Below are 24,411 nucleotides of genomic sequence, written 5' to 3'. Positions count from 1 at the left end.
ATGATCGCCCCGAGCATCCTGTCCGCCGACTTCGCCCGACTCGCCGACGAGGCCGCCGCCGTGGCGGGCGCCGACTGGCTGCACGTGGACGTCATGGACGCGCACTTCGTGCCGAACCTGACCATCGGCCTGCCGGTGGTGAAGTCGCTGCGCGCCGCCACCGACCTGCCGCTCGACTGCCACCTCATGATCGAGGACCCGGACCGCTGGGCCGTCGGCTACGCCGAGGCGGGCGCCCACAACGTGACCGTGCACGTGGAGGCCGCCGCCGACCCGGTGCGGCTGGCCAAGGACCTGCGGGCGGCGGGCGCGAAGGCCGGCCTGTCGCTCAAGCCGGGCACCCCGCTGGCGCCCCACCTCGACGTGCTCAAGCACTACGACACGCTGCTGGTGATGTCCGTCGAGCCCGGTTTCGGCGGGCAGGGCTTCATGCCCGAGGTGCTGGACAAGGTCCGCGAGGCGCGCCGCCTGGTCGACACCGGCCACCTGACGCTGCTCGTGGAGATCGACGGCGGCATCAACGCCGACACGATCGAGCAGGCCGCCGAGGCGGGCGTCGACTGCTTCGTGGCCGGGTCGGCCGTGTACGACGCCGCCGACCCCGGCGCCGCCCTGGAGCGGCTGCGCGCGCAGGCGGCCCGCGCCCGGTGAACGTCGAGGAGGCGATGGCGCGGGCGATCGCGGCGAGCGAGCGGGCCCGCGGCACGACCAGCCCCAACCCGCCCGTCGGGTGCGTGCTGCTCGACGCCGGCGGCGCGGTCGTCGGCGAGGGCGCCACGCGACCGCCGGGCCGGGCGCACGCCGAGGTCGTCGCCCTGGCGCAGGCCGGCGAGCGGGCCCGCGGCGGCACGGCCGTCGTGACGCTGGAGCCGTGCGCCCACCAGGGCCGCACGCCGCCGTGCGCGAACGCCCTGCTCGACGCCGGTGTGGCCCGCGTCGTGCACGCCGTGGCCGACCCCAACCCGCGGGCCGCGGGCGGGGCGGGCGTGCTGCGCGCCGCCGGTGTCGAGGTCGTCGGCGGCGTCCTGGCGCGGGAGGTGGCGCGGGGTCCGCTGCGCGCCTGGCTGCACTTCGCCCGCACCGGCCGCCCGCACGTGACCTGGAAGTACGCGGCCACCCTGGACGGCCGGGTCGCGGCCGCCGACGGCACCAGCCGCTGGATCAGCTCCCCCGAGTCCCGCGCCGAGGTGCACGAACTGCGCACCAGGGTCGACGCGATCGTGGTCGGCACCGGCACGGTCCGCACCGACGACCCGCGACTCACCGCGCGCGGCCCGGACGGCGTGCAGTATGGGGGGCGCCAACCGCTGCGGGTCGTCGTCGGGACCAGCGACCTGCCGCCGGGGGCTCGTGTCCTGGACGACGAGGCGGAGACCGTGCACCTGCGCACGCACGACCCGGACGTCGTGCTCGCCGAACTGGCGGCACGCGGCGTGGTCGACGTGCTGCTGGAGGGCGGCCCCACGCTGGCGGGCGCGTTCGCGGGGGCGGGGCGCGTGGACCGCGTGCTCGCCTACCTCGCGCCCAAGTTCCTCGGGGACGGACCGCCCGCGCTGCGGGACGCCGGGGTGTCGACCGTCACCGACGCCGTGGGTTTGGTCGTGGAGCAGGTCAGTATGTGCGGACCGGACGTGCGGGTCTCCGCAGTCGCGTCCGGTGCCGCGCGCTAGAGGAGGAACGGTGTTCACGGGGATCGTCGAGGAGTTGGGTGAGGTCGTCGCCGTCGCCGACCTGCCGGACGCGGCCCGCGTCACCATCGCGGGCCCGCTGGTGACCAGCGACGCCAAGCACGGCGACTCGATCGCGGTGAACGGCGTGTGCCTCACCGTGGTCGAGGTCGAGGGCGGCGCGTTCACCGCCGACGTGATGCGCGAGACGCTCACCCGCAGCAGCCTGGCCAAGGTCGCCGAGGGCGACAAGGTCAACCTGGAGCGCGCCGCGGCCGTCGGCCAGCGGCTGGGCGGCCACATCGTGCAGGGCCACGTGGACGGCACGGGCGCCGTGCTGGCCAGGGAGAAGGCCGAGCACTGGGAGCTCGTCCACATCGGACTGCCGCCGCGGCTGTCCCGCTACGTGGTGGAGAAGGGCTCGATCACGGTGGACGGCGTGTCGCTGACCGTCGTGGACGTCTCCGAGACCGAGTTCTCGGTGAGCCTCATCCCCACGACGCTGGAGCTGACCACCCTCGGCCGGCGCTCGCCGGGCGACACCGTCAACCTGGAGGTGGACGTGGTCGCGAAGTACGTGGAGCGCCTCGCCCAGCCCCACCTGCGCGCCGAGGAGACCAGGTGAAGGACTTCGCCGACATCGAGCGGGCCGTCAAGGACATCGCCGGCGGCCGACCGGTCATCGTCGTGGACGACGAGGACCGCGAGAACGAGGGCGACCTGATCTTCGCCGCCGAGAAGGCGACGCCGGAGCTGCTCGCGTTCATGGTCCGCTACACCTCCGGGTACGTGTGCGTGTCGCTGACCGAGGCCGACTGCGACCGGCTCGACCTGCCGCCGATGTACCACACGAACCAGGACCAGCGCGGCACCGCGTACACGGTGACCGTCGACGCCCGCGAGGGCGTGTCCACCGGAATCTCGGCCGCCGACCGGGCCCACACGATCCGGTTGCTGGCCGACCCGGCCTCGACGGCCCGCCACTTCAGCCGCCCCGGTCACGTGGTGCCGCTGCGCGCCCGCGACGGCGGCGTGCTGCGCCGCCCCGGGCACACCGAGGCCGCCGTCGACCTGGCCCGCCTGGCGGGGCTCTCGCCGGCCGGCGTGCTGTGCGAGATCGTGTCGCAGAAGGACGAGGGCGACATGGCGCGGCGCGACGAGCTGGAGGTGTTCGCCGCCGACCACGACCTCGCGCTCATCAGCATCGCCGACCTGATCGCCTACCGGCGGCGCGTCGAGACGCAGGTGGAGCGGGTCGCCGAGGCCCGCATCCCGACCGTGCACGGCACGTTCACCGCGGTCGGCTTCGACAGCAAGCTCGACGGCATCGAGCACGTCGCGTTCGTCTGCGGCGACATCGGCGACGGCGAGGACGTGCTGGTCCGCGTGCACTCCGAGTGCCTGACCGGCGACATCTTCGGCTCGCTGCGCTGCGACTGCGGCCCGCAGCTGGACGCCGCGCTGGAGGCGGTCTCGGCGCAGGGGCGCGGCGTCGTGCTCTACATGCGCGGTCACGAGGGCCGCGGCATCGGCCTGATGCACAAGCTCCAGGCGTACCAGCTCCAGGACGGCGGCGCGGACACCGTGGACGCCAACCTCTCCCAGGGCCTCCCCGCCGACGCCCGCGACTACGGCACCGGCGCGCAGATCCTGTGCCGGCTCGGCGTCAAGTCGATGCGGCTGCTGACGAACAACCCGGCCAAGCGCGTCGGCCTGGAGGGCTACGGCCTGACCGTGCTCGACCGCGTGCCGCTGCCGATCTCGCCCAACCCGGAGAACCTGCGCTACCTGCGCACCAAGCGCGACCGGATGGGCCACGAGCTGCACCAGCTCGAACAGTACGAGGCGCTGGGCCAGGGCGGCGCGATCGTGTCCACCACCGAAGGAGCGGAATGAGCGGCGAAGGTCGGCCCGAGGCCGACGTCCCGGACGCGGCGGGCCTGAGGCTGGCCGTCGTGGCCACGCGCTGGCACGCGAAGATCACCGACAACCTGGTGGCCCGCGCCCTGGAGGCGGCGGCGGCGGCCGGGGTGGCCTCGCCGACCGTGGCGCGCGTCGCGGGCGCCGTGGAGCTGCCGGTGGTGGCCCAGGAGCTGGCCCGCACGCACGACGCGGTGGTGGCGCTGGGCGTCGTCGTCCGCGGCGGCACCCCGCACTTCGAGTACGTGTGCGACGCGGTGACGGCGGGCCTGACGCGGGTCGCGCTGGACGAGTCCACGCCCGTCGGCAACGGCGTGCTCACCACCGACGACGAGGAGCAGGCCCTGGCCCGCGCCGGGTTCGCGGACTCGGTCGAGGACAAGGGCTTCGAGGCGTGCGTGGCGGCGCTGGACGCGGCGCTCGTGCTGCGCGGGCTGCGGGCGGGGACGTGAGCACCGCCGTGGCCGTCGAGTTCCGCCCGAAGAAGATCCGCCTCGTCGCCGTGACCTGCGCGGTGTTCCTGGTCGCCTCGTTCACCGTCGTCGGCCTCCTGCTCGGGGACACGCCCACCGGCGTGATCTTCCGGACCTCCGACCAGGTGGCGATGATCTGCCTGGGCGTGCTGCTGGCGTGCGGGGCGCTGCTGCTGGCCCGGCCCCGGGTGCGCGCGGACGCCGAGGGCGTCGAGGTCCGCAACGTCGTCACCGCGCACCGGTACGCGTGGTCGGACGTGCTGCACGTGTCCTTCCCGGACGGCGCGTCCTGGGCGCGGCTGGAGCTGCCCGACGACGAGTACGTGTCCGTCATGGCCGTGCAGGCGGTGGACCGCGAGCACGCCGTCGCGGCCGTGCGGGCCCTGCGCGAGCTGCACCGCGCCGCCACCCCCTAGGCCGCGTCCCGCGGCCGCGCAACCCCTGGTCGACGTGGTGCCGTTGGCGGATTCCGTGTCCGCCAACGGCACCTTGTCCGCTTCGCGACCCCTGCCTACGTTCGGGTGGTCGACGAACCAGGGGGCGCACATGCGCAGACGTTCACTCCTCACCGGTGCCGCCGCGGCGGCGGGCGCGGCCGCGCTCGGCCTGAACCCGGTCGCCCGCGCGCAGCGGCCCGGCGCCTCCGACCTGCCCGACCTGGGGCTGGGCGACCTGCCCGTGGTGGGCCGGGTGCGGGCCCGCCGGGCGATGGAGCACCTGCGGGTGCTCAGCGACCGGATGGGCCTGCGCATCGGCGGCACCGAGTCGGAGCACCGGGCCCGCGACTACCTCGCGGACGTGCTGCGCGGCCTGCGCTACCGGGTGACGCTCCAGCCGTTCGCCGTGCCCGACAAGTACCTGTCCACGCTGGTCGTCGGCGGGGACACGTGGCACGCGGCGGCGTCCCGCTCCGGCGCGCTCGGCGTCACCGCGACCGGTCCGGTGCGGGAGCTGGACCCGGCCGCGCCGCTGCCCGACGACCTCACCGGCGCGGTCGTGCTCCTGGTCAACGTGCCCACCGGCTCGACCGCGGTGCTCGACGCGGCGCGCCGGGGCGCGGCGGCCGTGCTCGTCGGCCGCGTCCCCGTCCCGCCGGCGGGCAGGACCGGCGCGTTCTCCCCGGCGCTGACCGAGGTCGTCGCCGTGCCGGTGCTCGGCGTCGCCCAGGTGCACGTGGAGCGGCTGCGCGCGGCCGGTCCCGTCACGATCACCGTCACCACCACCCACCACACGGGCCTGACCTCGTACAACGTGATCGCCGACCGGCCCGCGACGTTCCCCGGGCGCGACCGGGGCGTGGTCATGGTGACCGCGCACTACGACACCGTGCCGGGCTCGCCGGGCGCGAACGACGACGGCAGCGGCACCGTGCTCGCGCTCGAACTGGCCCGCGTGCTGCGCCACCTGCCGACGCGGCGGGCGCTGCGGTTCGCGCTGTGGGGCTCGGAGGAGCAGGGCCTGCTCGGATCGCGCCACTACGTGGGCGGACTGCCCGCGGAGGAGGCGGCGCGCATCGCCGGGGTTTTCCAGAACGACATGGTCGCCACCAGCCACGGCCCGGCCACCGCCTACTGGCTGCTGTCGGTGGACGGCGGCGACAACGCCACCACCGCGCAGGTCGCCGCCGCCGCGACCCGCCTCGGCTACGGCTCCCGCGTCCACGGCCCCGTGGCGCGCGGCAGCAGCGACCACGTGCCGTTCCACGAGAAGGGCATCGCCGCGGCGAACTTCAGCTGGCGCGGCGAGGGCGGCCCGCACGAGCTGGAACCGCTCTACCACACGCCCGAGGACACGATCGCGCAGAACGTGAGCCCCGAGCGCCTCCAGGTGTCGCTGGAGCTCATCGGCGCCGCCGCCTACCGCCTGGCCTGCGCCCGCTCCTGACCGCGACCGGTCCGGGGACCGCGTGACGCCGGCGGCCGACCCTCACCCGGGTCGGTCGCCGGCCGCGCGCAGCAGCCGCGCGGCGTGCGAGCGCAGGTGCTCGCGCAGCTCCTCCGGTCCCTCCACCTCGAAGTCGACGCCGATCATGGCGATCCACAGGACCACCTCCTCCAGCGACGGCGTGCCGACCGTCAACCGGGTCCGCCCGTCGTCGATGCGCTCCAGGTGCACCGACGTCATCGACGTCCGCGCCGCCACCACGTCGTAGGGCGCGTGCATCACCAGCCGCGCCCGGTGCTGGTAGGGCGCCACGGACAGCTGCCGCGACACGTACGACGCCAGGTCCTCCGCCGGCGGCTCGCGCGGCGGGAACCGGGCGCCCGGCGCCGGCTCGCCCTCGATCCGGTCGACCCGGAACGTGCGCCAGTCCCCCTTGTCCACGTCCCACGCCACCAGGTACCAGCGCCGACCGGTGTGGGCCAGGCCCAGCGGCTCGACGTGCCGCCTCGTGCCGCCGTCGCGCCCCGCGTAGGGGAACCGCAGCCGCCGGCGGTCGCGGCACGCGCCGGCGATGGCGGTGAGCGTGCCGGAGTCGACCCGCGCCACGGTCGGCGTGAGCGCGACCGTGTGCTGCCCGAGCGCGTTCACCCGCCGCCGCAGCCGAGACGGCAGCACCTGCTCCAGCTTCGCCAGCGCCCGCACCGACGTCTCCTCGATGCCCGCGACCGTGCCGTTCGCGGCGGTCCGCAACCCCACCGCCACGGCCACCGCCTCGTCGTCGTCCAGCAGCAGCGGCGGCAGCTCGGCGCCCGCGCCCAGCTGGTAGCCGCCCGACACGCCGGGCGCCGCGTTCACCGGGTAGCCGAGGGTGCGCAGCTTGTCCACGTCACGCCGCACGGTCCGCACGTCCACGCCCAGCCGCGCCGCCAGGTCCGGCCCGGTCCAGTCGCGGCGGACCTGGAGCAGCGAGAGCAGCTTCAGCAGCCGGGCCGAGGTCTCCAACATGCCGCCGAGTCTGCCGGCCATCGCGGACGACGACCGTCCTCGATCAGCCGCGTGCCGCGCCCTCCGGCCACACGACCACCACCGGCACCCCCGACGCGCGCGCCGTCTCCACCACGTCCGCCGTGCCGCCCCGGCCGTCGGGCGGCTGCCCGTCCCACACCGCGACCAGCAGCTCCACCGACGCGAGCATCCGCTCGTTGGCCATCACGTACGCGTGCCGCCCCGACAGCTCGTTCGGCAGCACGCTCACCACGTGCGCCCGCGCCAGCAGTTCGTCGTAGGCGGCGCGCTTGTCCGGCTTGAGCCGGTCCCGGTAGTCCGTCGCGGGCAGCACGACCTCCACCCGCCCGCCCAGGTCCAGCACGACGCGCGCGAACAGCTGGTCCGCGCCGGGCGCCAGGCAGGTCACCCCCACCAGGGATGACCCGCCCGCCGCCTCGGCCTCCAACGCCGCGCGGATCGCCGCGCTCACCGCGTCGACGCAGTCGGGCACCAGTTTGCTGTGCCCGGTGATCCCCACCCGCATCACTAGGCCGTCCGCAATCCCCGGATCGCCTCGCGCGCGTCGCGCACGACCGGCAGGTCCCGGTGTCGCTCCGCCTCCTTCGCGAAGTCCTGGAGCTTGCGCACGACCCGCCCGGACGCCAGGCCCGCCGCGGTCGGCACCACCTGCTGGATCAGCCCGCACGCCTCCTCGGGCTCACCCGCCACCATCATGGTGCGGGCCAACCCGATGACGTCGAACGCCCGGTTGCGCACCCGGGCCGGGTCGCGCAGGTCCAGCGCCCGCCTGATGTGCTGCTCGGCCCGCGGCGCCTGCTTCGGGTCGTGACCCGCCAGGTCCCGCATCCGGGCGCCGATCACGCCCTCCAGCTCCGCCTCGTCGAAGCTGTGGAGCCACCACGGCTCCGAGCCGTCCCGCCGCTGGGCGAAGCTGTCCTGCGCCTGCCCGACCGCCCGGTGGAACTCCCGTACCTGACCCATCTGGGCGTAGGCCCACGCCTCGCGGGTCAGCAGGAGCGCCTGCAACGTCGGGGTAGCCGTGCGCCGGGTGCCGTACTGACCCAGCTGCACGAGCTCCAGACCGTCCTCCGGGCGGCCCAGGTCGAACATCTGCCTCGCCATCGCCGCCAGGCACAGCGCGGCGAACGGGTCGTTGCGCCCGGCCTTGGCCATGCGCACGCCCAGCACGTAGTACCGCTGCGCCGCGTCGTGCATGCCCGCGTCCCAGGACATGCTCGCCGCGACCTTGGACAGCTCCGCGCCGATGAAGAAGGCCCGCTCCGTGGTCGGACCCGCCGGCGCCCGCGACAAGCGCTCGGCCAGTTCCTCCAACTGGCCGAGCACCGCCTTGCGCGCCAACCCGTACCCGCCCCGCCCGCCCCACCCGCGCAGCCCGTCGGCGACGCGTTGCAGCGCCGCCAGCTCCTCCTCGCTGATCGCCGCGCTGGACGACCACTTGGACAGGGGCTGCAGGGGGTGGAGCCACTTCTGCAACGGCTCGACCAGTGCGGGTCCCATTGCCACCGCGGCAGCTCCGGTGAGCGCCGCTCGTCTGCTGATCGCCAAGTCGTTCCTCGCCGTCTCCTCGACCGATCTGGCAATGCTCGACGCGTCCCACGCCGCGGCGAGCACATCGGGCGGGGCACCACGGTCGGGGCCCGCCTGGCTTGGGATTCCGACGCGGTCGAACCACAGCCGGTCGCCGGGCACGCCGAGCACCCGCGCGAAGTGCCGCAGGCGGTCGATCCGGTCGATCGGGTTCTCACCGGTCTCGTACCGCGACAGCTGTGCTTGGGAGATTCCCAGCCAGGACGCCATGCGGTCCTGGGTGACGCGGCTGACGTGCTGGGGGTGGTGCCGGTAGGCGGCGAGGAGGGCGCCCATGTCCCGGTCGGCGAACGCGGCGGCCATGGCCTCGTGGTCCCAGAAGTCCCCCGGCACCTCGGGCGGTCCGTGGAGCTCCGTGCGCGCGGTGCGCCGGCACCGCTGGCAGAGGCGGTCGGTGTTGTCGGCGGCGATCCACGCCCCGCACGACGGGCATGCGCGCCTGGTACTGGTACTCCGAGCTCTCCGGTCCATGGCTCGCTCCCGTCACTGAGCGTGGTCACCAGCATATAGAGATGTGATCGGGAGTCCATGCATCCCGTGCATAAGACGCGGTAGACCCCCCATTCGGCCGCCTGTCACACCGCGTGCCGGATGAGCGTCATCCATCCGGTGCATGCGCCCTACCCGACACGGGTGTGGCGCCCGGCCCCGATCGCGCCGACCCTGCGTGTGCGGGCCGGGCAGACCCCGCGGCCCGCGGACCACCCGCTCCACCCGACCGGGAGGAACCCACGATGAGCGTCACCGCCGCCACCACCGCAGACAACGGCCCGCGATTCGGGCCCCGCGACCGCGCGCACCAGCAGGCACTGGGTGAGGCCATCGCCGGCTACCGGCTGCTGGGCTGGAAGGTCTCCGTCACCGAGCAGGGCGTGTTCCTGCCGCTGGGGCCCGCCACCACCGCACTGGCCATGCCCGCCCGCATCGGGTCCCGGGTCCTGGCCGACCTCAAGGCCCGCATGCTCGCGGGTCCCGTCACCGTGATCCCCGGCCCGCGGGAGCACTGGATCTTCCTCGCCGAACTGGTCGCCCTGCTGCCCACGCACCTCAAGGCGCCCGCCGAGGTCCAGTTCGTCCGCTCGCCGCAGCGCATCGCGCTGCCGCCCACCATGACCCGCTACGGGTCGCTGAGGTGGGCGAACCCGCCGTCGCACTCGCGGCACTGGTTCCCGCCGTTCACCGCGGTCCTCGCCCTCGCGCGCGCGGCGGTCGCCCAGGACCGCTGACGGTCCCGTCACCCGCCGCGGGTCCCACCGGACCCGCGGCGTCGCCGACTCCACCGGATGGGTGAAGATGGAGGTGTGGACCGACGGACGCTGCTGTGCGGACTGCTCGCCCTGACCGCCTGCGGCACCGGGGGACCGACCCGCCGCCCCGGTGTCGGCTCCGCCCGGCCGGGTGACCGCGTCGCCGCGCTCGCCGACGTGCCCGTGGGCTCCGGCGCCCTGGTCGACGTCGGCGCGGACGGCCGGTTGCTGCTGGTCAGGCCGTCGGAGTCGGAGTTGCGCGCGTTCGACCCGGCGTGCCCGCACCAGGGCACCACGGTCAACCCGCCGACGGCGGGCGTGATCACCTGCCCGACGCACCGCAGCGCGTTCGACCCGTCGTCCGGCGCCGTGCTGTCCGGCCCGTCGCCGAAGGGCCTGGCCGAGGTCGCGGTCACCGTGTCCGGTGGCGACGTGCTGCTCGCCTGACGCGCCGCCCCCTGGGTCGCCCACCGTTGCCCGAACGTGTTGCTTTCCTGAAGAACACCCGGCGCTCCCCGGGATGTTGAACCCCGCTTCACGTGGTGTCGTATTGCCTGTGTGATCCGAACGACCACCACCACCCACCACGTTGCGGAGGACCTGTCGTGAGTTCCGTGGAGCAAGCAGGGCTGTCCCGTCGCTCGATGCTGTGCGGCGTACTGGTCGCGCTCGCCGTGCCCGGCGGGCTGGCCGCGTGCGGCGGCGGCGAGCCCGCGTCGACCGGCGGCGCCACCACCGGCGGCGGCACCACGGGTGGCGCGGGCACCCCGACCGGCGGCGCCGGGGGCGGGCAGGCGAGCATCATCGCCCTGGCCGACGTGCCCGACGGCGGCGGCGCCATCGCCGGCAACCCGGCGACCAGCAAGCCGCTCGTCATCGTCCGCACCGGCGACTCGGTCACCGCCTACGACGCCGCCTGCCCCCACCAGGGCACCGCCGTCGCCCCGCCGGAGAACGGCGTGCTGACCTGCCCGGCGCACGGCAGCCGGTTCAACACCTCCGACGGCGCGGTCACCAAGGGACCGGCGACGAAGGGCCTCACCGCGGTGCCCGTCACCGTCCGGGACGGCCAGGTCGTCCTCGCCTGACCCGCGCCCCGCGCCCCGGCGGGGCGGCCCGCCCCCGGGGCCGCCCCGCCTAGCAGACGCACTGACCTGCGCCGGGAGTGGCCAGGCGATGCGCTGTCGGTGCCCGCACGTACGCTTGTCGCGTGGCCGATCCGTCGACCTATCGCCCCGCGACAGGCACCATCCCCGAAGCCCCCGGCGTCTACAAGTTCCGCGACGCCAGTGGCCGGGTGGTCTACGTCGGCAAGGCCAAGAACCTGCGGCAGCGGCTGAACTCCTACTTCGCGGACATCACGGGCCTGCACCCGCGCACCCGCCAGATGGTGACGACCGCGGCGGGCGTCGAGTGGACCGTCGTCGGCACCGAGGTCGAGGCGCTCCAGCTGGAGTACAACTGGATCAAGGAGTTCGACCCGCGCTTCAACGTCCGCTACCGCGACGACAAGTCGTACCCGGTGCTCGCGGTGACGCTGAACGAGGAGTTCCCCCGCCTGTACGTCTACCGCGGCCCGCGGCGCAAGGGCGTCCGCCACTTCGGCCCCTACGCGCACGCGTGGGCCATCCGCGAGACCCTCGACCTGCTGCTGCGCGTCTTCCCCGCCCGCACCTGCTCCGCCGGCGTGTTCAAGCGGCACGGCCAGATCGGCCGGCCCTGCCTGCTCGGCTACATCGACAAGTGCTCGGCGCCGTGCGTGGGCCGGGTCAGCGCCGAGCAGCACCGCGACATCGTCGAGGACTTCTGCGACTTCCTCGCCGGCCGCACCGACTCCCTGGTCCGCCGGCTGGAGCGCGAGATGACCGCCGCCGCCGAGGACCTGGACTTCGAGCGGGCCGCCCGGCTGCGCGACGACCAGGCCGCCCTCAAGCGGGCCCTGGAGAAGCAGGCCGTCGTCCTCGGCGACGGCACGGACGCCGACGTCGTCGCGTTCGCGCAGGACGAGCTGGAGGTGTCCGTGCAGGTGTTCCACGTGCGCGGCGGCCGGGTGCGCGGCCAGCGCGGCTGGGTGGTCGACAAGGTCGACGAGACCGGCACGGCGGGCCTGGTCGACCAGTTCGTCACCCAGTTCTACGGCACCCAGGCCGAGTCGGCCGAGGTCGGCGGCGTGGAGGCGGCGCCGGTGCCGCGCGAGGTGCTCGTGCCGGAGCTGCCCGACGACGCGCCCGCCGTGGAGCGGTGGCTGTCGGACCTGCGCGGCGCGAAGGTGTCGCTGCGCGTCCCGCAGCGGGGTGACAAGCGGGCGCTGATGGAGACCGTGGAGCGCAACGCCAAGGAGGCGTTCCAGCAGCACAAGCTGCGCCGCGCGGGCGACCTCACGGCCCGGTCCGCGGCCCTCCAGGAGCTCCAGGAGGCGCTGGGCCTCGACACGGCCCCGCTGCGCATCGAGTGCACCGACATCAGCCACGTGCAGGGCACCGACGTGGTCGCCTCGCTCGTGGTGTTCGAGGACGGCCTGGCCCGCAAGTCCGAGTACCGCCGCTTCGCGATCCGGGAGGCCGCGGAGGAGGGCGACGTCGCCTCCATCGCCGAGGTGGTGCGCCGCCGCTTCCAGGCGTACCTGAAGGAGACCGCGTCCGGCGGCTCGAACCCCGGCATCGACCCGGAGACCGGCCGCCCCCGCAAGTTCGCCTACGCGCCGAACCTGCTCGTCGTCGACGGCGCCGCGCCCCAGGCGCAGGCCGCGTCCGACGTGCTGGCCGAGCTGGGCATCACCGACGTGGCCGTGGTGGGCCTGGCCAAGCGGCTGGAGGAGGTGTGGGTGCCGGGCGAACCCGACCCGGTGATCCTGCCGCGCACCAGTGAGGCCCTCTACCTGCTGCAACGGGTGCGCGACGAGGCGCACCGGTTCGCCATCGCCTACCACCGGCAGAAGCGGTCCAAGCGGATGACGGTGTCGGCCCTGGACGACGTGCCGGGGTTGGGGCAGACGCGCCGGGCCGCGCTGCTCAAGCACTTCGGCTCGGTGAAGAAGCTCGGTGAGGCGAGCATCGAGGAGATCGCCGCGGTGCCCGGAGTGGGCCGGCGCACCGCGGAGGCCGTGCACGCGACGCTGGGTGCGGCCCCGTCGGGCCCGACCACGTCGGACACGGCCGGCACCGAAGGCGTCGGCGCAGCCGACCTTCAGAGGGAGCACACGTGAACGCACCGGCCGGCGAGAAGTCCGGCATCGAGGTAGCGGTGGTGACCGGCCTGTCGGGAGCGGGCCGCAGCACCGCCGCGAAGTGCCTGGAAGACCTGGGCTGGTTCGTGGTGGACAACCTGCCGCCCGAGCTGATCTCGACCATGGTGGAGCTGGGCGCGCAGGCCAGGGGTGCCATCACCAGGGTCGCGGTCGTCATGGACGTGCGCAGCCGCGCGTTCACCGAGGACCTCGCGGCGGTGATCAAGGACCTCGACGCCCGCGGCTACAAGCCGAAGGTGCTGTTCCTGGAGGCCACCGACGACGTGCTGATCCGCCGGTTCGAGTCGGTGCGCCGCGGCCACCCGCTCCAGGCCGACGGGCGCCTCGCGGACGGCATCGAGGCCGAGCGGGCCCTGCTCACGCCGCTGCGCGAGGAAGCCGACCTGGTGCTCGACACCTCGGCACTGTCGGTGCACCAGCTGCGCGCCAAGATCGAGGACACCTTCGGCACCGAGTCGGCGACCCGCACCCGCGTCACGGTGCTGTCGTTCGGCTACAAGTACGGCCTGCCGATGGACGCCGACCTGGTCATGGACGTCCGCTTCCTGCCCAACCCGTTCTGGATCCCCGAGCTGCGCGAGCAGACCGGCCTGGACGGCGACGTGCGCAACTACGTGCTCACGCAGGAGGGCGCGGACGAGTTCCTGGACCGCTACCACGAGCTGCTGCGGCTCATCGGCGCCGGCTACCGGCGCGAGGGCAAGCGGTACCTGACGCTGGCCGTGGGCTGCACGGGCGGCAAGCACCGCAGCGTCGCCATCTCCGAGGAGCTGGCGGGCCGGCTGGCCGCGGAGGACGGCATGGCCGTGAAGGTCGTGCACCGGGACCTGGGACGCGAGTGAGCCCGAGAGCGGTGGCGCTGGGCGGTGGGCACGGGCTGCACGTCACGCTCACCGCGCTGCGCCGGGTGACCGACGACGTGACGGCCGTGGTGACGGTCGCCGACGACGGCGGCTCCTCGGGGCGGCTGCGCCGGGAGCTGGGCCTGCTGCCGCCCGGCGACCTGCGCAAGGCGATGGTGGCGCTGGCCTCCGACGACGAGGCGGGCGCGATGTGGTCGGCCCTGTTCCAGCACCGGTTCGGCGGCACGGGCGCGCTCGCCGGGCACGCCGTGGGCAACCTCGTGCTGGCGGGCCTGCTGGAGCAGCTCGGCGACCCGGTCGCGGTGCTGCGCGAGGCGGGCCGGCTGCTCGGCGTGCGCGGGCGCGTGCTGCCGATGTGCACCGAGCCGCTGGAGATCGAGGCCGACGTCACCGGCCTGGACGAGGACGCCGACGTGCCGCGCCGCATCCGCGGGCAGGTCGCGATCGCCACCACGCCGGGCCGCGTGCAGCGCATCCGCCTGCACGGCCCGGGCGGTCCCGGCGAGGCGCCGCGCGGCTGCCCGGACGCCGTGGAGGCGGTGCTCGGCGCGGACGTGGTGCTGCTCGGACCGGGCTCGTGGTTCACCAGCGTGCTGCCGCACCTGCTGGTGCCGGAACTGCACGACGCGCTCGTGCGCACCCCCGCGCGCAAGGTCGTCGTGCTCAACCTCGTCCCCCAACCGGGCGAAACAGCGGGCTTCTCCCCGGAGCTGCACCTGGACGTGCTCAGCGAGCACGCCCCGCGGCTGCGGGTGGACGCGGTGATCGCCGACGCGGGCGCCGTGCCCGTGCCGGACCGGCTGCGCCGCGCCGCCGCAGCTCTCGGGGCCGAAGCGCACCTCGCGCGGATCGCCCGGGAGGGCACGCCGGACCGCCACGACCCGGCCGCGCTGGCGTCGAGCATCCGGGCGGCGTTGCACGGCCCCGCCGACGGGGCCACCGGGGCGTCGAGTAGAACGCTGTCGGACGACAGCGAGACCAGGGGAGGCGAGGCACCGTGGCGATGACGTCTGCGGTCAAGGACGAGCTGAGCAGGCTGGCCGTCTCCAAGACCTGCTGCCGCCGCGCGGAGGTCGCGTCGCTGCTGCGCTTCGCGGGCGGTTTGCACATCGTGGGCGGCCGGGTCGTCGTGGAGGCGGAGCTGGACCTGGGCTCGACGGCCCGGCGGCTGCGCCGGGAGATCCACGAGCTGTACGGGCACCAGTCCGACGTCTTCACGATCACCTCGAGCGGGCTGCGCAAGGGCACCCGGTTCGTGGTGCGCGTGGTCAAGGACGGGGAGGGCCTGGCCCGCCAGACGGGCCTGCTGGACCCGCGCGGCCGGCCGGTGCGCGGCCTGCCCGCCCCCGTCGTGTCCGGCGGCGTGTGCGACGCGGAGGCGGCGTGGCGCGGCGCGTTCCTGGCGCACGGCTCGCTCACCGAACCGGGCCGCTCCTCCTCGATGGAGGTGACCTGCCCGGGACCGGAGGCGGCGCTGGCGCTGGTCGGCGCGGCCCGCCGGATGGGCATCGGCTCGAAGTCGCGAGAGGTGCGCGGCGCGGAGCGCGTGGTGATAAGGGACGGCGACGCGATCGGCGCGATGCTGACCCGCCTGGGCGCGCACGACAGCGTGCTGGCCTGGGAGGAGCGGCGGATGCGCCGCGAGGTGCGCGCCACGGCGAACCGGCTGGCGAACTTCGACGACGCGAACCTGCGCCGCTCGGCCCGCGCCGCCGTCGCCGCCGCCGCACGCGTGCAGCGCGCCCTGGAGATCCTCGGCGCGGAGGCGCCCGACCACCTGGCCGCGGCGGGCGCGCTGCGCCTGGCGCACCGGCAGGCGTCGCTGGAGGAGCTGGGCCAGCTGTCGGACCCGCAGATGACCAAGGACGCGGTCGCCGGCCGCATCCGCCGCCTGCTGGCGATGGCCGACAAGAGGGCCAGGGAGCTGGGCATGCCCGACACCGAGTCGGCGGTCACCGCGGACATGCTCGAAGCCGAGGTCTGACGCGCGTACCGTCCGCGCCGTGACGTCGCCGCGCGGGTTCTACGACGGGATCGCCGAGCGCTACCACCTGCTCTACGCGGATTGGGAGGCCTCGGTGGCCCGGCAGGCCGCCGCGCTCGACGGGGTGCTCCGCCGCGCCCTCGGGCCCGGTCCGAAGGACGTGCTGGACTGCGCGTGCGGCATCGGCACGCAGGCCGTGGGCCTGGCCGCGCTCGGCCACCGCGTCGTGGCCACCGACGTCAGCCCGGCGGCCGCGGTCCGCGCGTCCCGCGAGGCGCGGAACCGCGACCTGGGGTTGCCGTGCGCGGCGGCCGACATGCGGGCGCTGCCGGTGCGGTCGGGGCGCTTCGACGCCGTGGTGTGCGCGGACAACTCCCTGCCGCACCTGCTCACCGCCGAGGACGTGCGCGCGGCCCTCGCGTCGATGCGGCGGGTGCTCGTGCCGGGCGGTCTGCTCGTCGTCACCACCCGTCCGTACGACGAGCTGCTGCGCGACCGCCCCACCGCCACCCCCGTGCACGCCTCGGCCGGGCCGGGCGGCCGGGCGGTCAGCTTCCAGCTGTGGGACTGGCACGACGACGGCGAGCACTACGACCTGGAGCTGTTCCAGCTCGCCCCCGCGGACGGGCGGTGGTCGACCAGCGTGCACCGCACCACCTACTGGGCGCTGGGCCGGGACCGCCTCGCCGGGTTCGCCGCCGACGCCGGCTTCACCGACGCGGTGTGGCACGAACCGGCGGACACCGGGTTCTTCCAGCCGCTCCTCACCGCCCGCGCCGGGTGGCGCTCACCGACCGTGACCGCGGCCGTGGTCGGGTGACGGGCGCGGCACCTTCCGTGAACTTTCCGCGGACTGACGCGGTCTGAATCGTGCCGACCTCGGTTACCTCCAAGTAACAAGGCTGACAACCTGGATTTTCTTGTTCGATAAAGAGATCCTGGTGGTGCGAGTGACCGGGACCGCACCACGGCGGCTAGGCTGACCGTGGCTGCCTGGTCAGCCCCTGACTGCACGCCCCTGGTGTTTTCCGCCAGTCGAGATCGAGGAGACTCACCGTGACGGTTCGCGTAGGTGTCAATGGTTTCGGCCGCATCGGTCGCAACTTCTGGCGCGCCGTTCAGGCCAGCGGGCACGACATCGAGATCGTCGCCTTCAACGACCTCGGTGACGTCGACACGATGGCCCACCTCCTGAAGTACGACTCCATCCTCGGCCGCCTCCCCGGTGAGGTCGCCGTCACCGACGAGGGCATCTCCGTCGACGGCAAGGTCATCAAGGCCCTCGCCGAGCGCGACCCGGGCAAGCTGCCCTGGAAGGACCTGGGCGTCGACGTCGTCGTCGAGTCCACCGGCTTCTTCACCGACGCCACCGTCGCGCGCAAGCACGTCGACGAGGGCGGCGCCAAGAAGGTCATCATCTCGGCCCCGGCCAAGAACGAGGACCTCACCGTCGTCCTCGGCGCCAACGAGGGCCAGTACGACGGCTCGCAGACCGTCATCTCCAACGCCTCGTGCACCACCAACTGCCTGGCCCCGCTGGCCAAGGTGCTGCACGACGCCTTCACCGTCGAGCGTGGCCTGATGACCACGATCCACGCCTACACCCAGGACCAGAACCTCCAGGACGCGCCGCACAAGGACCTGCGCCGCGCCCGGGCCGCCGCGCTGAACATCGTGCCCACCAGCACCGGTGCCGCGAAGGCGATCGGCCTGGTCCTCCCGGAGCTCAAGGGCAAGCTCGACGGCTACGCGCTGCGCGTGCCCGTGCCCACCGGCTCCGCCACCGACCTCACCGTCACCGTGGGCCGCGAGACCACCGTCGACGAGGTCAACGCCGCCTACAAGGCCGCCGCGGAGGGCCCCCTCAAGGGCTACCTGCGCTACAACACCGACCCGATCGTGTCGGCCGACATCGTCACCGACCCGGCGTCCTGCATCTACGACGCGCCGCTGACCAAGGTCATCGGCAACCAGGTCAAGGTCGTCGGCTGGTACGACAACGAGTGGGGCTACTCCAACCGCCTCGTCGACCTGGTCGACCTCGTCGCCTCCAAGCTCTGAGCGAAGAGGCGGACCACTCGCTGTGAAGACTCTCGACGACCTGCTCAGCGAGGGTGTCTCGGGTCGGCGCGTCCTCGTGCGCGCCGACCTGAACGTCCCCCTCGACGGCGACCGCATCACCGACGACGGCCGGGTCCGCGCGTCGGTGCCGACGATCAAGGCGCTCGTGGACGCGGGCGCCCGCGTCCTGGTCGCCGCCCACCTGGGCCGCCCCAAGGGCGAACCCGACCCCGAGTTCTCCCTCGCGCCCGTCGCGGTCCGCCTCGGCGAACTGCTCGGCACCCCGGTCGAGATCGGCACCGGGACCGCCGGCGACGGCACCGTCGTGCTGCTGGAGAACATCCGCTTCGACGCCCGCGAGACCAGCAAGGACGACGCCGAGCGCGCCGCCCTCGCCGACGAGCTCGCCGCCAAGGCCGACGCGTTCGTCTCCGACGGCTTCGGCGTCGTGCACCGCAAGCAGGCCAGCGTCTACGACGTGGCGAAGAAGCTGCCCCACTACGCGGGCCGCCTCGTCCTCGCCGAGGTCGAGGTGCTGCGCAAGCTCACCGACGACCTCCAGCGCCCGTACGTCGTGGCCCTCGGCGGCTCCAAGGTCTCCGACAAGCTCGGCGTCATCAAGAACCTGCTCACCAAGGTCGACCGGCTCCTCATCGGCGGCGGCATGGCCTACACCTTCCTCAAGGCCCAGGGCCACGAGGTCGGCGGCTCGCTGCTCCAGGAGGACCAGGTCGAGCAGGTCGCGGGCTTCCTCGAGGAGGCCGAGGAGCGCGGGGTGGAGCTCGTCCTCCCCGTCGACGTCCTCGCCGCCGCGGACTTCGCGCCCGACGCCGAGCACGAGGTCGTCGCCACCGACGCCATCCCCGCCGACCGGCAGGGCCTCGACATCGGCCCGGCCACGCGCGAGCTGTTCGCCTCGAAGCTGGCCGACGCCAAGACCGTGTTCTGGAACGGCCCGATGGGCGTGTTCGAGTTCGAGGCGTTCGCCGGCGGGACCCGCGCCGTCGCCGAGGCCCTCGTGAAGAGCGACGCGTTCACCGTCGTCGGCGGCGGCGACTCCGCCGCGGCCGTGCGCGCCCTCGGCCTCCCCGAGGACGGGTTCTCGCACATCTCCACCGGCGGCGGCGCCTCACTGGAGTTCCTCGAGGGCAAGGAACTGCCCGGCGTGAAGGTCCTGGAGGACTGATGGCACAGCGGCAGCCCCTCATCGCGGGCAACTGGAAGATGAACCTCAACCACCTCGAAGCGATCGGCCTCGTGCAGAAGATCGCCTTCTCCCTCCCGGAGAAGTACTTCGCCAAGGTCGAGGTGGCCGTCCTCCCGCCGTTCGTCGACATCCGGTCCATCCAGACCCTCGTCGACGGCGACAAGCTCCTGCTCAAGTACGGCGCGCAGGACCTCTCGCCCCACGACTCCGGCGCCTACACCGGCGACGTGTCCGGCCCCATGCTCGCCAAGCTCGGCTGCACCTACGTCACCGTGGGCCACTCCGAGCGCCGCGAGTACCACGGCGAGGACGACGCCCTGGTCAACAGGAAGGTCAAGGCGGCGCTCAAGCACGGCGTCACCCCGATCTTCTGCCTCGGCGAGCGGCTCGACGTCCGCGACGCCGGCGGCCACGTCGAGCACTGCACCACCCAGCTCGTCGAGGGCCTCAAGGGCCTCACCGCCGAGCAGGTCGCCGGGGTCGTCATCGCCTACGAACCCGTGTGGGCCATCGGCACCGGCAAGGTCGCCTCGTCCGCCGACGCGCAGGAGGTGTGCGCGGCCCTGCGGGCCAAGCTCGCCGAACTGCACGGCGAAGAGGTCGCTTCGGCCGTCCGGGTGCTCTACGGCGGCTCGGTCAAGTCCGGCAACATCGCCGAGCTGATCGGCCAGAAGGACGTCGACGGTGCTCTGGTCGGCGGCGCCAGCCTGGACGCGGACGAGTTCGCGAAGCTCTGCGCACTCGCCGCCGGCGGACCACTACCCTGATCCGGTAGACACGCATCCCACCGAGGTGGTCCACGGTCGGCAGTCGACCGGGTACTCTGTGGCGTCACCTGCCTGACAGCGAGGAAGAAATGATCCTGTTCCTTCAGATCCTGTTGATCGTCTCCAGCTTGCTGCTCATCCTGCTGGTGCTGCTGCACCGAGGGCGCGGCGGCGGTCTGTCCTCGCTGTTCGGCGGCGGTATGCAGTCGAGCCTGTCCGGTTCCAGCGTGGTGGAGAAGAACCTCGACCGGCTGACGCTGTTCGTCGGCGCGGTCTGGGTCATCGCCATCGTGGGCGTCGGTCTGCTCAACAAGCTCTGATCTGACAGACACAGGGAAACCACGTGGTGGGGGTGTGAGGGTCGATGGCTGGTGGTAACGCGATTCGCGGTACCCGCGTCGGCGCAGGCCCGATGGGCGAATCGGAGCGCGGCGAGTCCGCGCCCCGACGTCGGGTGTCGTACTGGTGCGCGAACGCGCACGAGTCTCGGCCGTCGTTCGCGGTCGAAGCGGAGATCCCCGAGAACTGGGACTGCCCCCGGTGCGGACTTCCGGCGGGGCGCGACGAGCAGGCACCCCCTGCTCCGCCGCGCAACGAGCCGTACAAGACGCACCTGGCCTACGTGAAGGAGCGGCGCTCCGACGCGGACGGCGAGGCGATCCTGGAAGAGGCGCTCACCAAGCTGCGCAAGCAGCGCGAAGAGCCCTAGTCGCTCGCGAGGACACGCGAAGGCCCCCACCGACCACCCGGTCGGGCGGGGGCCTTCGCACGTGACCGGGTGGTCCCCTCCCTCAGGCGCGATCCTCCCGGGCGTGAACCTCCCGGTCGCGCCCGCCGAACACCCCCGCGAACTGCCGCCGCACCAGCACCGCCCCCACCAGCAGGAAGAACACCAGCACCACCAGCGTGGACGTCGTCCCGCCCGTCGAACTGGTCAGCGCCACGTCCACGCTCCCCACCAGCACCACCCCGCAATCGGCCCGGACCACGTGCCTGCCCGGCTGGATCGTCGCGAACTCCACCCGCGCGCTGAACGTGCCCGCCCCGTCCGCCTTCGCCGTGCCCACGTCCTCGCCCAACGAGCTGAGCGACACCACCGAACCCGGCTCGCAGCCTGTGCCGGTCGCCGTCAGCGGGTCGCCCGGCTGGATGTCGTCCCGGTCGAGCGTCAACGCGCCGTCACCGTCGAACGGCGCCGTCGTCGTCGCACCCGGGGGCGGCGGGCTGTCCGTCGTCGTCACCGGAGCGGTCGTCGTCGCGGTCGTCGTGCTCGTGGCCGAGGTGGTCGTCGTGACCGCGGTCGCCGTGGTGGTCGCGGGCGGGGGAGCGGTCGTGGTCGTCGTGACCGCGGCCGTGGTCGTGGTGGTCGTCGCCGGCGTGCCGGTCACCGTGAAGCCGTCCGTCGGGTGCGCCGACGCCGCGCACACCGGCCGCGCCGTCACCCGGTGCGCGCCCACCGACGCCCCCGCCGGCACCGTCCCCGTCCCCGAACCCCGACCACGCCCCGAGTGCCGCCCGCTGCCGACCACCTGCCGCGCGTCCCACAGGATCTGCACGGCGTAGTCCGAGCAGTCCGGGTCGAGGTACACACCGGACCAGCTCAGCGTGAACGTGCTGCCCACCGGACCCGACTCCGGAGACACCACCGCGACCGCCTGCTGCCGCGCCGACACCGGTCCGGCCACGAGCACGGCAACGCCACCCGCCAGGGCACCGAGTAGAGCTAATGTTCCTGCCGATCGCATACCGACCCCCGGACCAGTCCGCGTACCACTTCGAGGTGCCCCTGTGAGACGCATTATGGGCAGCGCCGGTTCACTGCTCCTGTGCGGGATGCTCCTGGCCGCCGCCCCGGCGGTGTCCTCGGCCGCGCACCCCTCGGCGCTCCAGGCGGGCGACACCGTCACGATGCGCGCCACTGTGGACGGAACCCCGGTGGGCGAGGACGTCCTGGTGCTCGACCCGACCGCCGCGTCCCGCATCTCCGTGACCATCCACAACGGGACCGACACGGTGAAGCACGTCAAGACGGTCCGGCTGTCCGGCACGGCGCTCGCCCTGACGTTCTTCTCCTACGACACCACCGTGCCGTTCGACGTGCCGCCGAAGCAGAGCGTCACCCGCGCGTTCGTCCTGGACCTGGGACAGCTGGCGGCACAGGCCACCGGGCTGCTGCCCACGTCGCTGGAGGTGCTGGACGTGCGGCGCGACGTCATCGCGTCCGTCGGCGCGACCGGTGACGTGCGCGGCTCCGCGTGGTCGGTGTACGGCGTGTTCGGCCTGGCGGTGTTCGGCCTGACCGTCCTGGCGTGGACGGGCGCCCTGCTCGCCCTGGCCCGGCGGAGGCTGCCCGAGAACCGCTGGCAGCGGGCGATGCGCTTCCTGCCCGCCGGTGTGGGCACCGGCCTGGTGGCCGTCATCTCCCTGTCGGTGCTGCGCGTGGCGGCACCGTCGCCGGCCGCGGAGATCCCGTTCATCCTCGGTGCTGCTGCGGCCGCCCTGCTGCTCGGCTACCTGACCCCGCACCCCGAGGACGAACCGAACGACCTGCCGCCCACCCCGACGCGATCCCCGCACCCCGCCGCGGACCGGTCCGACAGCCGCCCCGTCCACGACCCCGAGGCGACCCAGCGCATCACCCGCCCCCTGCCCGGCGGCACGGCGTGACCGGCACCCCGCCCTCCCCGGCCCCGCCCGCGCCGCCGAACGTCGTGGCCGCACTGCCCCAGTACGACGTGGGCGGGCAGATCGGGCGCGGCGGCATGGGCGTCGTGTACGCGGCGGTGCACCGGCCACTGGGCGGCCGGTCGCGGTGAAGCGCTTACCCGGCGTGCTCGCCGAGGATGCCCGGATGAGCGCCCGGTTCGAGCACGAGGCACGCCTGCCGGCCCACCTCGACCACCCGCACATAGTCCCGTCCACGACTACGTCCAGGACCGCGGTGAGCACCTGCTGGTGATGGAGAAGCTCGACGGTGGCACGGTGTGGTCGAAGTTCACGGCCGAAGGTGTGACACCAGCCCAGTCGTGCGCCTTCGGCCTGGCGACGCCGGCCGGCCTGCACGCCGCCCACGGCGCCGGGGTGCTGCACCTGGACGTGAAGCCGAAGAACCTCCTCTTCACCGCCGGCGGGGTGCTCAAGGTCGCCGACTTCGGCATCTCCCAGGTGGTGAGCGAGGCCGCCACCCTGGTCACCCACGGCGGCCAGGTGCTGGGCACGCCCGCCTACCTGTCGCCCGAGCAGCCGCTGGGCACCCCCTGACCCCGGCGGCGGACGTCTACGGAGCGGGCACCGTCCTCTACGAGCTCCTCAGCGGCAGGCTCCCGTTCGACACCGGAGGCGGCCCGCCGGCGATGATCCAACGGCACGTCCACCGGGAACCCCGCCCCTGACCGAGGTACCCGATCCGCTCGCGGGTGTGATCATGCGGAGCATCGAGCGGGACCCCGCTCCCGCTACCGCAACGCGGAAACCTTCGCCGCGGACCTCGCCCAGGCCGCGGCGGACCTCTCGGGCCGGGACTGGCTCCTCCACCTCACCACCCCCGTCCACCTGACCCCCCACGTGGCCACCGCCGCCAACCGCCCGCCCTCCCGCCGCCACCCACCCCACACGGCCCGTACCGCGCGAGTCCCCGGACCTCCCGGTCCGAGCCCCTCACGACCCCCCGGCCCACCCCGACGGCACCGGCGCGACCGGGCTCCCACCCCCCGGTCCCGGCGGCACAGGTGCCCGCCCGCCCCGCACCCGCGCGTTGGTTCGCCCTGGCCGCGGCCCTGGCGGCGGTCCTGCTGGTCAGCCTCCCGCTGACCCTGCCGACCCGGTCCCTCCCCGTGTTGACCGCGGACCTGGGCAAACCCGTCCCGGCCCCGGCCGCCCCCGGCCCCGGCCGCCCCCGACACCGGCGCCGCCCCCGGCGCCACCTCGGACACCCGGACACCCACCCGCCTGACGTTGACCGCGGCCGGGATCACGCTCGCCGACGTCCCGGCCACCCCACCGCCTCGCCGCCGGCGTTCGAGCTCCCGGGCGCCGGCCGCTGGGTCATCGGCGGCGCGGTGGTCGCGGCGGTGACCGCGGGCGGCGAGACGCGGGAGTACTCGCTCCAGCCCACCACCCACCCGCCGGTCAGCCTCATGGGCGCGGGTGGCGTGCTGCTGCTGCTGTTCACGCTCGCGTACCTGGAGTCCGGGCTGCGCGCCCTGCGGCGACGTCGCGCCGGCACCGCGGCGGTGGTGCCGGCCGCGCCGTCGGGGTTCGGGGCGGGGGTCGCGGTGTGGCTGCTGGCCTCGGTCCTGCTCCGGCACACGCCGGACCTGTGGCAGGCGGTCGTGCGCGGCGGGGTCGGGGTGGTGGCGGCCGTGTGCACGGCCGTGGCCACTCGCCGGGCCGCGGTCAGCCGGTGGTCGGCCTGATGCCCACCCGATCGCGATTGGCGGCTCCGGGTACGCGCAGGTCGCGGCGGGCGAGAGCGG

At 74.1% G+C, this 24,411-nt stretch carries 28 protein-coding genes; 24 read left to right on the top strand and 4 right to left on the bottom strand.

Annotated features, from left to right (window positions below; genetic code table 11):
• The 7 genes from rpe to CKY47_RS27415 all read left to right on the top strand — a co-directional run bounded on the left by rpe (window position 1) and on the right by CKY47_RS27415 (window position 5,944).
• The gene (gene rpe / locus CKY47_RS27445; protein ID WP_371320750.1) at window positions 1-651 is read left to right on the top strand and encodes a ribulose-phosphate 3-epimerase; all 651 of its coding nucleotides are present in this window, start codon (window positions 1-3) and stop codon (window positions 649-651) included.
• Window positions 652-665: 14 nt separating this feature from the next.
• On the top strand, window positions 666-1,670 hold the full coding sequence (ribD, locus tag CKY47_RS27440) for a bifunctional diaminohydroxyphosphoribosylaminopyrimidine deaminase/5-amino-6-(5-phosphoribosylamino)uracil reductase RibD (RefSeq protein ID WP_306749428.1): 1,005 nt from the start codon (window positions 666-668) through the stop codon (window positions 1,668-1,670).
• 10 nt (window positions 1,671-1,680) lie between these two features.
• Complete coding sequence (locus tag CKY47_RS27435; RefSeq protein ID WP_306749194.1) at window positions 1,681-2,292, top strand: riboflavin synthase; 612 nt, start codon at window positions 1,681-1,683, stop codon at window positions 2,290-2,292.
• Window positions 2,289-3,563 carry a bifunctional 3,4-dihydroxy-2-butanone-4-phosphate synthase/GTP cyclohydrolase II gene (locus tag CKY47_RS27430; RefSeq protein ID WP_306749193.1) on the top strand — a complete coding sequence of 425 codons (1,275 nt, stop codon included), beginning with the start codon at window positions 2,289-2,291 and terminating at the stop codon, window positions 3,561-3,563. The genes CKY47_RS27435 and CKY47_RS27430 overlap by 4 nt, the downstream gene beginning before the upstream one ends.
• Window positions 3,560-4,039 (top strand): 6,7-dimethyl-8-ribityllumazine synthase, encoded by a 480-nt coding sequence (gene ribH, locus CKY47_RS27425; RefSeq protein ID WP_306749192.1) that lies wholly within the window; start codon window positions 3,560-3,562, stop codon window positions 4,037-4,039. Before CKY47_RS27430 ends, ribH begins: the two co-directional genes overlap by 4 nt.
• 8 nt (window positions 4,040-4,047) lie before the next feature.
• Complete coding sequence (locus CKY47_RS27420; protein WP_371320749.1) at window positions 4,048-4,476, top strand: PH domain-containing protein; 429 nt, start codon at window positions 4,048-4,050, stop codon at window positions 4,474-4,476.
• A 130-nt stretch (window positions 4,477-4,606) separates the two neighbouring features.
• Entirely contained in the window at window positions 4,607-5,944 is a 1,338-nt protein-coding gene (locus CKY47_RS27415; RefSeq protein WP_306749189.1) for a M20/M25/M40 family metallo-hydrolase, read from the top strand.
• A gap of 42 nt (window positions 5,945-5,986) precedes the next feature.
• On the opposite strand, the gene CKY47_RS27410 is transcribed toward CKY47_RS27415, so the two are convergent.
• From CKY47_RS27410 to CKY47_RS27400, 3 genes are read right to left on the bottom strand one after another with little or no spacing between them, the layout of a single operon-like run.
• Entirely contained in the window at window positions 5,987-6,949 is a 963-nt protein-coding gene (locus tag CKY47_RS27410; RefSeq protein ID WP_306749188.1) for a helix-turn-helix transcriptional regulator, read from the bottom strand.
• 43 nt (window positions 6,950-6,992) lie between these two features.
• Window positions 6,993-7,475 (bottom strand): hypothetical protein, encoded by a 483-nt coding sequence (locus CKY47_RS27405; protein WP_306749187.1) that lies wholly within the window; start codon window positions 7,473-7,475, stop codon window positions 6,993-6,995.
• Between the two features lie 2 nt (window positions 7,476-7,477).
• On the bottom strand, window positions 7,478-8,893 hold the full coding sequence (locus CKY47_RS27400; protein ID WP_306749186.1) for a helix-turn-helix domain-containing protein: 1,416 nt from the start codon (window positions 8,891-8,893) through the stop codon (window positions 7,478-7,480).
• Between the two features lie 401 nt (window positions 8,894-9,294).
• Between CKY47_RS27400 and CKY47_RS27395 the strand changes: the two genes are divergently transcribed.
• The 13 genes from CKY47_RS27395 to CKY47_RS27335 all read left to right on the top strand — a co-directional run bounded on the left by CKY47_RS27395 (window position 9,295) and on the right by CKY47_RS27335 (window position 20,645).
• Window positions 9,295-9,786, top strand: a complete 492-nt coding sequence (locus CKY47_RS27395; RefSeq protein ID WP_306749185.1) for a hypothetical protein — start codon at window positions 9,295-9,297, stop codon at window positions 9,784-9,786.
• A 75-nt stretch (window positions 9,787-9,861) separates the two neighbouring features.
• Window positions 9,862-10,254 carry a Rieske (2Fe-2S) protein gene (locus CKY47_RS27390; protein WP_306749183.1) on the top strand — a complete coding sequence of 131 codons (393 nt, stop codon included), beginning with the start codon at window positions 9,862-9,864 and terminating at the stop codon, window positions 10,252-10,254.
• A gap of 158 nt (window positions 10,255-10,412) precedes the next feature.
• The gene (locus CKY47_RS27385) at window positions 10,413-10,895 is read left to right on the top strand and encodes a Rieske (2Fe-2S) protein (protein WP_306749182.1); all 483 of its coding nucleotides are present in this window, start codon (window positions 10,413-10,415) and stop codon (window positions 10,893-10,895) included.
• A 122-nt stretch (window positions 10,896-11,017) separates the two neighbouring features.
• Window positions 11,018-13,012 carry an excinuclease ABC subunit UvrC gene (uvrC, locus tag CKY47_RS27380; protein ID WP_306749181.1) on the top strand — a complete coding sequence of 665 codons (1,995 nt, stop codon included), beginning with the start codon at window positions 11,018-11,020 and terminating at the stop codon, window positions 13,010-13,012.
• A gap of 26 nt (window positions 13,013-13,038) precedes the next feature.
• Window positions 13,039-13,896 (top strand): RNase adapter RapZ, encoded by an 858-nt coding sequence (gene rapZ, locus CKY47_RS27375; protein WP_371320748.1) that lies wholly within the window; start codon window positions 13,039-13,041, stop codon window positions 13,894-13,896.
• On the top strand, window positions 13,893-14,924 hold the full coding sequence (locus CKY47_RS27370; RefSeq protein WP_306749179.1) for a gluconeogenesis factor YvcK family protein: 1,032 nt from the start codon (window positions 13,893-13,895) through the stop codon (window positions 14,922-14,924). Before rapZ ends, CKY47_RS27370 begins: the two co-directional genes overlap by 4 nt.
• Entirely contained in the window at window positions 14,915-15,901 is a 987-nt protein-coding gene (gene whiA, locus CKY47_RS27365; RefSeq protein ID WP_306749178.1) for a DNA-binding protein WhiA, read from the top strand. The genes CKY47_RS27370 and whiA overlap by 10 nt, the downstream gene beginning before the upstream one ends.
• A 19-nt stretch (window positions 15,902-15,920) precedes the next feature.
• Complete coding sequence (locus CKY47_RS27360) at window positions 15,921-16,721, top strand: class I SAM-dependent methyltransferase (protein ID WP_306749177.1); 801 nt, start codon at window positions 15,921-15,923, stop codon at window positions 16,719-16,721.
• A gap of 236 nt (window positions 16,722-16,957) precedes the next feature.
• Window positions 16,958-17,962 carry a type I glyceraldehyde-3-phosphate dehydrogenase gene (gene gap / locus CKY47_RS27355; protein WP_306749176.1) on the top strand — a complete coding sequence of 335 codons (1,005 nt, stop codon included), beginning with the start codon at window positions 16,958-16,960 and terminating at the stop codon, window positions 17,960-17,962.
• 22 nt (window positions 17,963-17,984) lie between these two features.
• Complete coding sequence (locus CKY47_RS27350) at window positions 17,985-19,148, top strand: phosphoglycerate kinase (protein ID WP_306749174.1); 1,164 nt, start codon at window positions 17,985-17,987, stop codon at window positions 19,146-19,148.
• Window positions 19,148-19,936: a triose-phosphate isomerase gene (gene tpiA / locus CKY47_RS27345; RefSeq protein WP_306749172.1), complete on the top strand. Its 789-nt coding sequence runs from the start codon at window positions 19,148-19,150 to the stop codon at window positions 19,934-19,936. Before CKY47_RS27350 ends, tpiA begins: the two co-directional genes overlap by 1 nt.
• An 89-nt stretch (window positions 19,937-20,025) precedes the next feature.
• Window positions 20,026-20,256: a preprotein translocase subunit SecG gene (secG, locus tag CKY47_RS27340; RefSeq protein ID WP_306749171.1), complete on the top strand. Its 231-nt coding sequence runs from the start codon at window positions 20,026-20,028 to the stop codon at window positions 20,254-20,256.
• A gap of 44 nt (window positions 20,257-20,300) precedes the next feature.
• Complete coding sequence (locus CKY47_RS27335) at window positions 20,301-20,645, top strand: RNA polymerase-binding protein RbpA (protein WP_015103628.1); 345 nt, start codon at window positions 20,301-20,303, stop codon at window positions 20,643-20,645.
• Window positions 20,646-20,727: 82 nt separating this feature from the next.
• Here the strand turns inward: CKY47_RS27335 and CKY47_RS27330 are convergent, their stop codons facing one another.
• Window positions 20,728-21,627 (bottom strand): hypothetical protein, encoded by a 900-nt coding sequence (locus tag CKY47_RS27330; RefSeq protein WP_306749170.1) that lies wholly within the window; start codon window positions 21,625-21,627, stop codon window positions 20,728-20,730.
• A gap of 97 nt (window positions 21,628-21,724) precedes the next feature.
• Here CKY47_RS27330 and CKY47_RS27325 point away from each other — a divergent pair, with 97 nt between their 5' ends.
• The 4 genes from CKY47_RS27325 to CKY47_RS27310 all read left to right on the top strand — a co-directional run bounded on the left by CKY47_RS27325 (window position 21,725) and on the right by CKY47_RS27310 (window position 24,351).
• On the top strand, window positions 21,725-22,603 hold the full coding sequence (locus CKY47_RS27325) for a hypothetical protein (protein WP_306749169.1): 879 nt from the start codon (window positions 21,725-21,727) through the stop codon (window positions 22,601-22,603).
• Window positions 22,600-22,752 carry a hypothetical protein gene (locus CKY47_RS27320; protein WP_306749167.1) on the top strand — a complete coding sequence of 51 codons (153 nt, stop codon included), beginning with the start codon at window positions 22,600-22,602 and terminating at the stop codon, window positions 22,750-22,752. Before CKY47_RS27325 ends, CKY47_RS27320 begins: the two co-directional genes overlap by 4 nt.
• A gap of 142 nt (window positions 22,753-22,894) precedes the next feature.
• Window positions 22,895-23,197 (top strand): protein kinase domain-containing protein, encoded by a 303-nt coding sequence (locus CKY47_RS27315; RefSeq protein ID WP_306749166.1) that lies wholly within the window; start codon window positions 22,895-22,897, stop codon window positions 23,195-23,197.
• Between the two features lie 797 nt (window positions 23,198-23,994).
• Window positions 23,995-24,351, top strand: a complete 357-nt coding sequence (locus CKY47_RS27310; RefSeq protein WP_306749164.1) for a hypothetical protein — start codon at window positions 23,995-23,997, stop codon at window positions 24,349-24,351.
• Window positions 24,352-24,411: the final 60 nt, after the last annotated feature.

Origin of the sequence: Saccharothrix longispora (genome assembly GCF_030852425.1) — a bacterium.
Lineage (GTDB): Bacteria > Actinomycetota > Actinomycetes > Mycobacteriales > Pseudonocardiaceae > Actinosynnema > Actinosynnema longispora.
The sequence above is the reverse complement of the archived record's forward strand: the minus strand, read 5'-3'. Positions and strand labels throughout refer to the sequence as shown.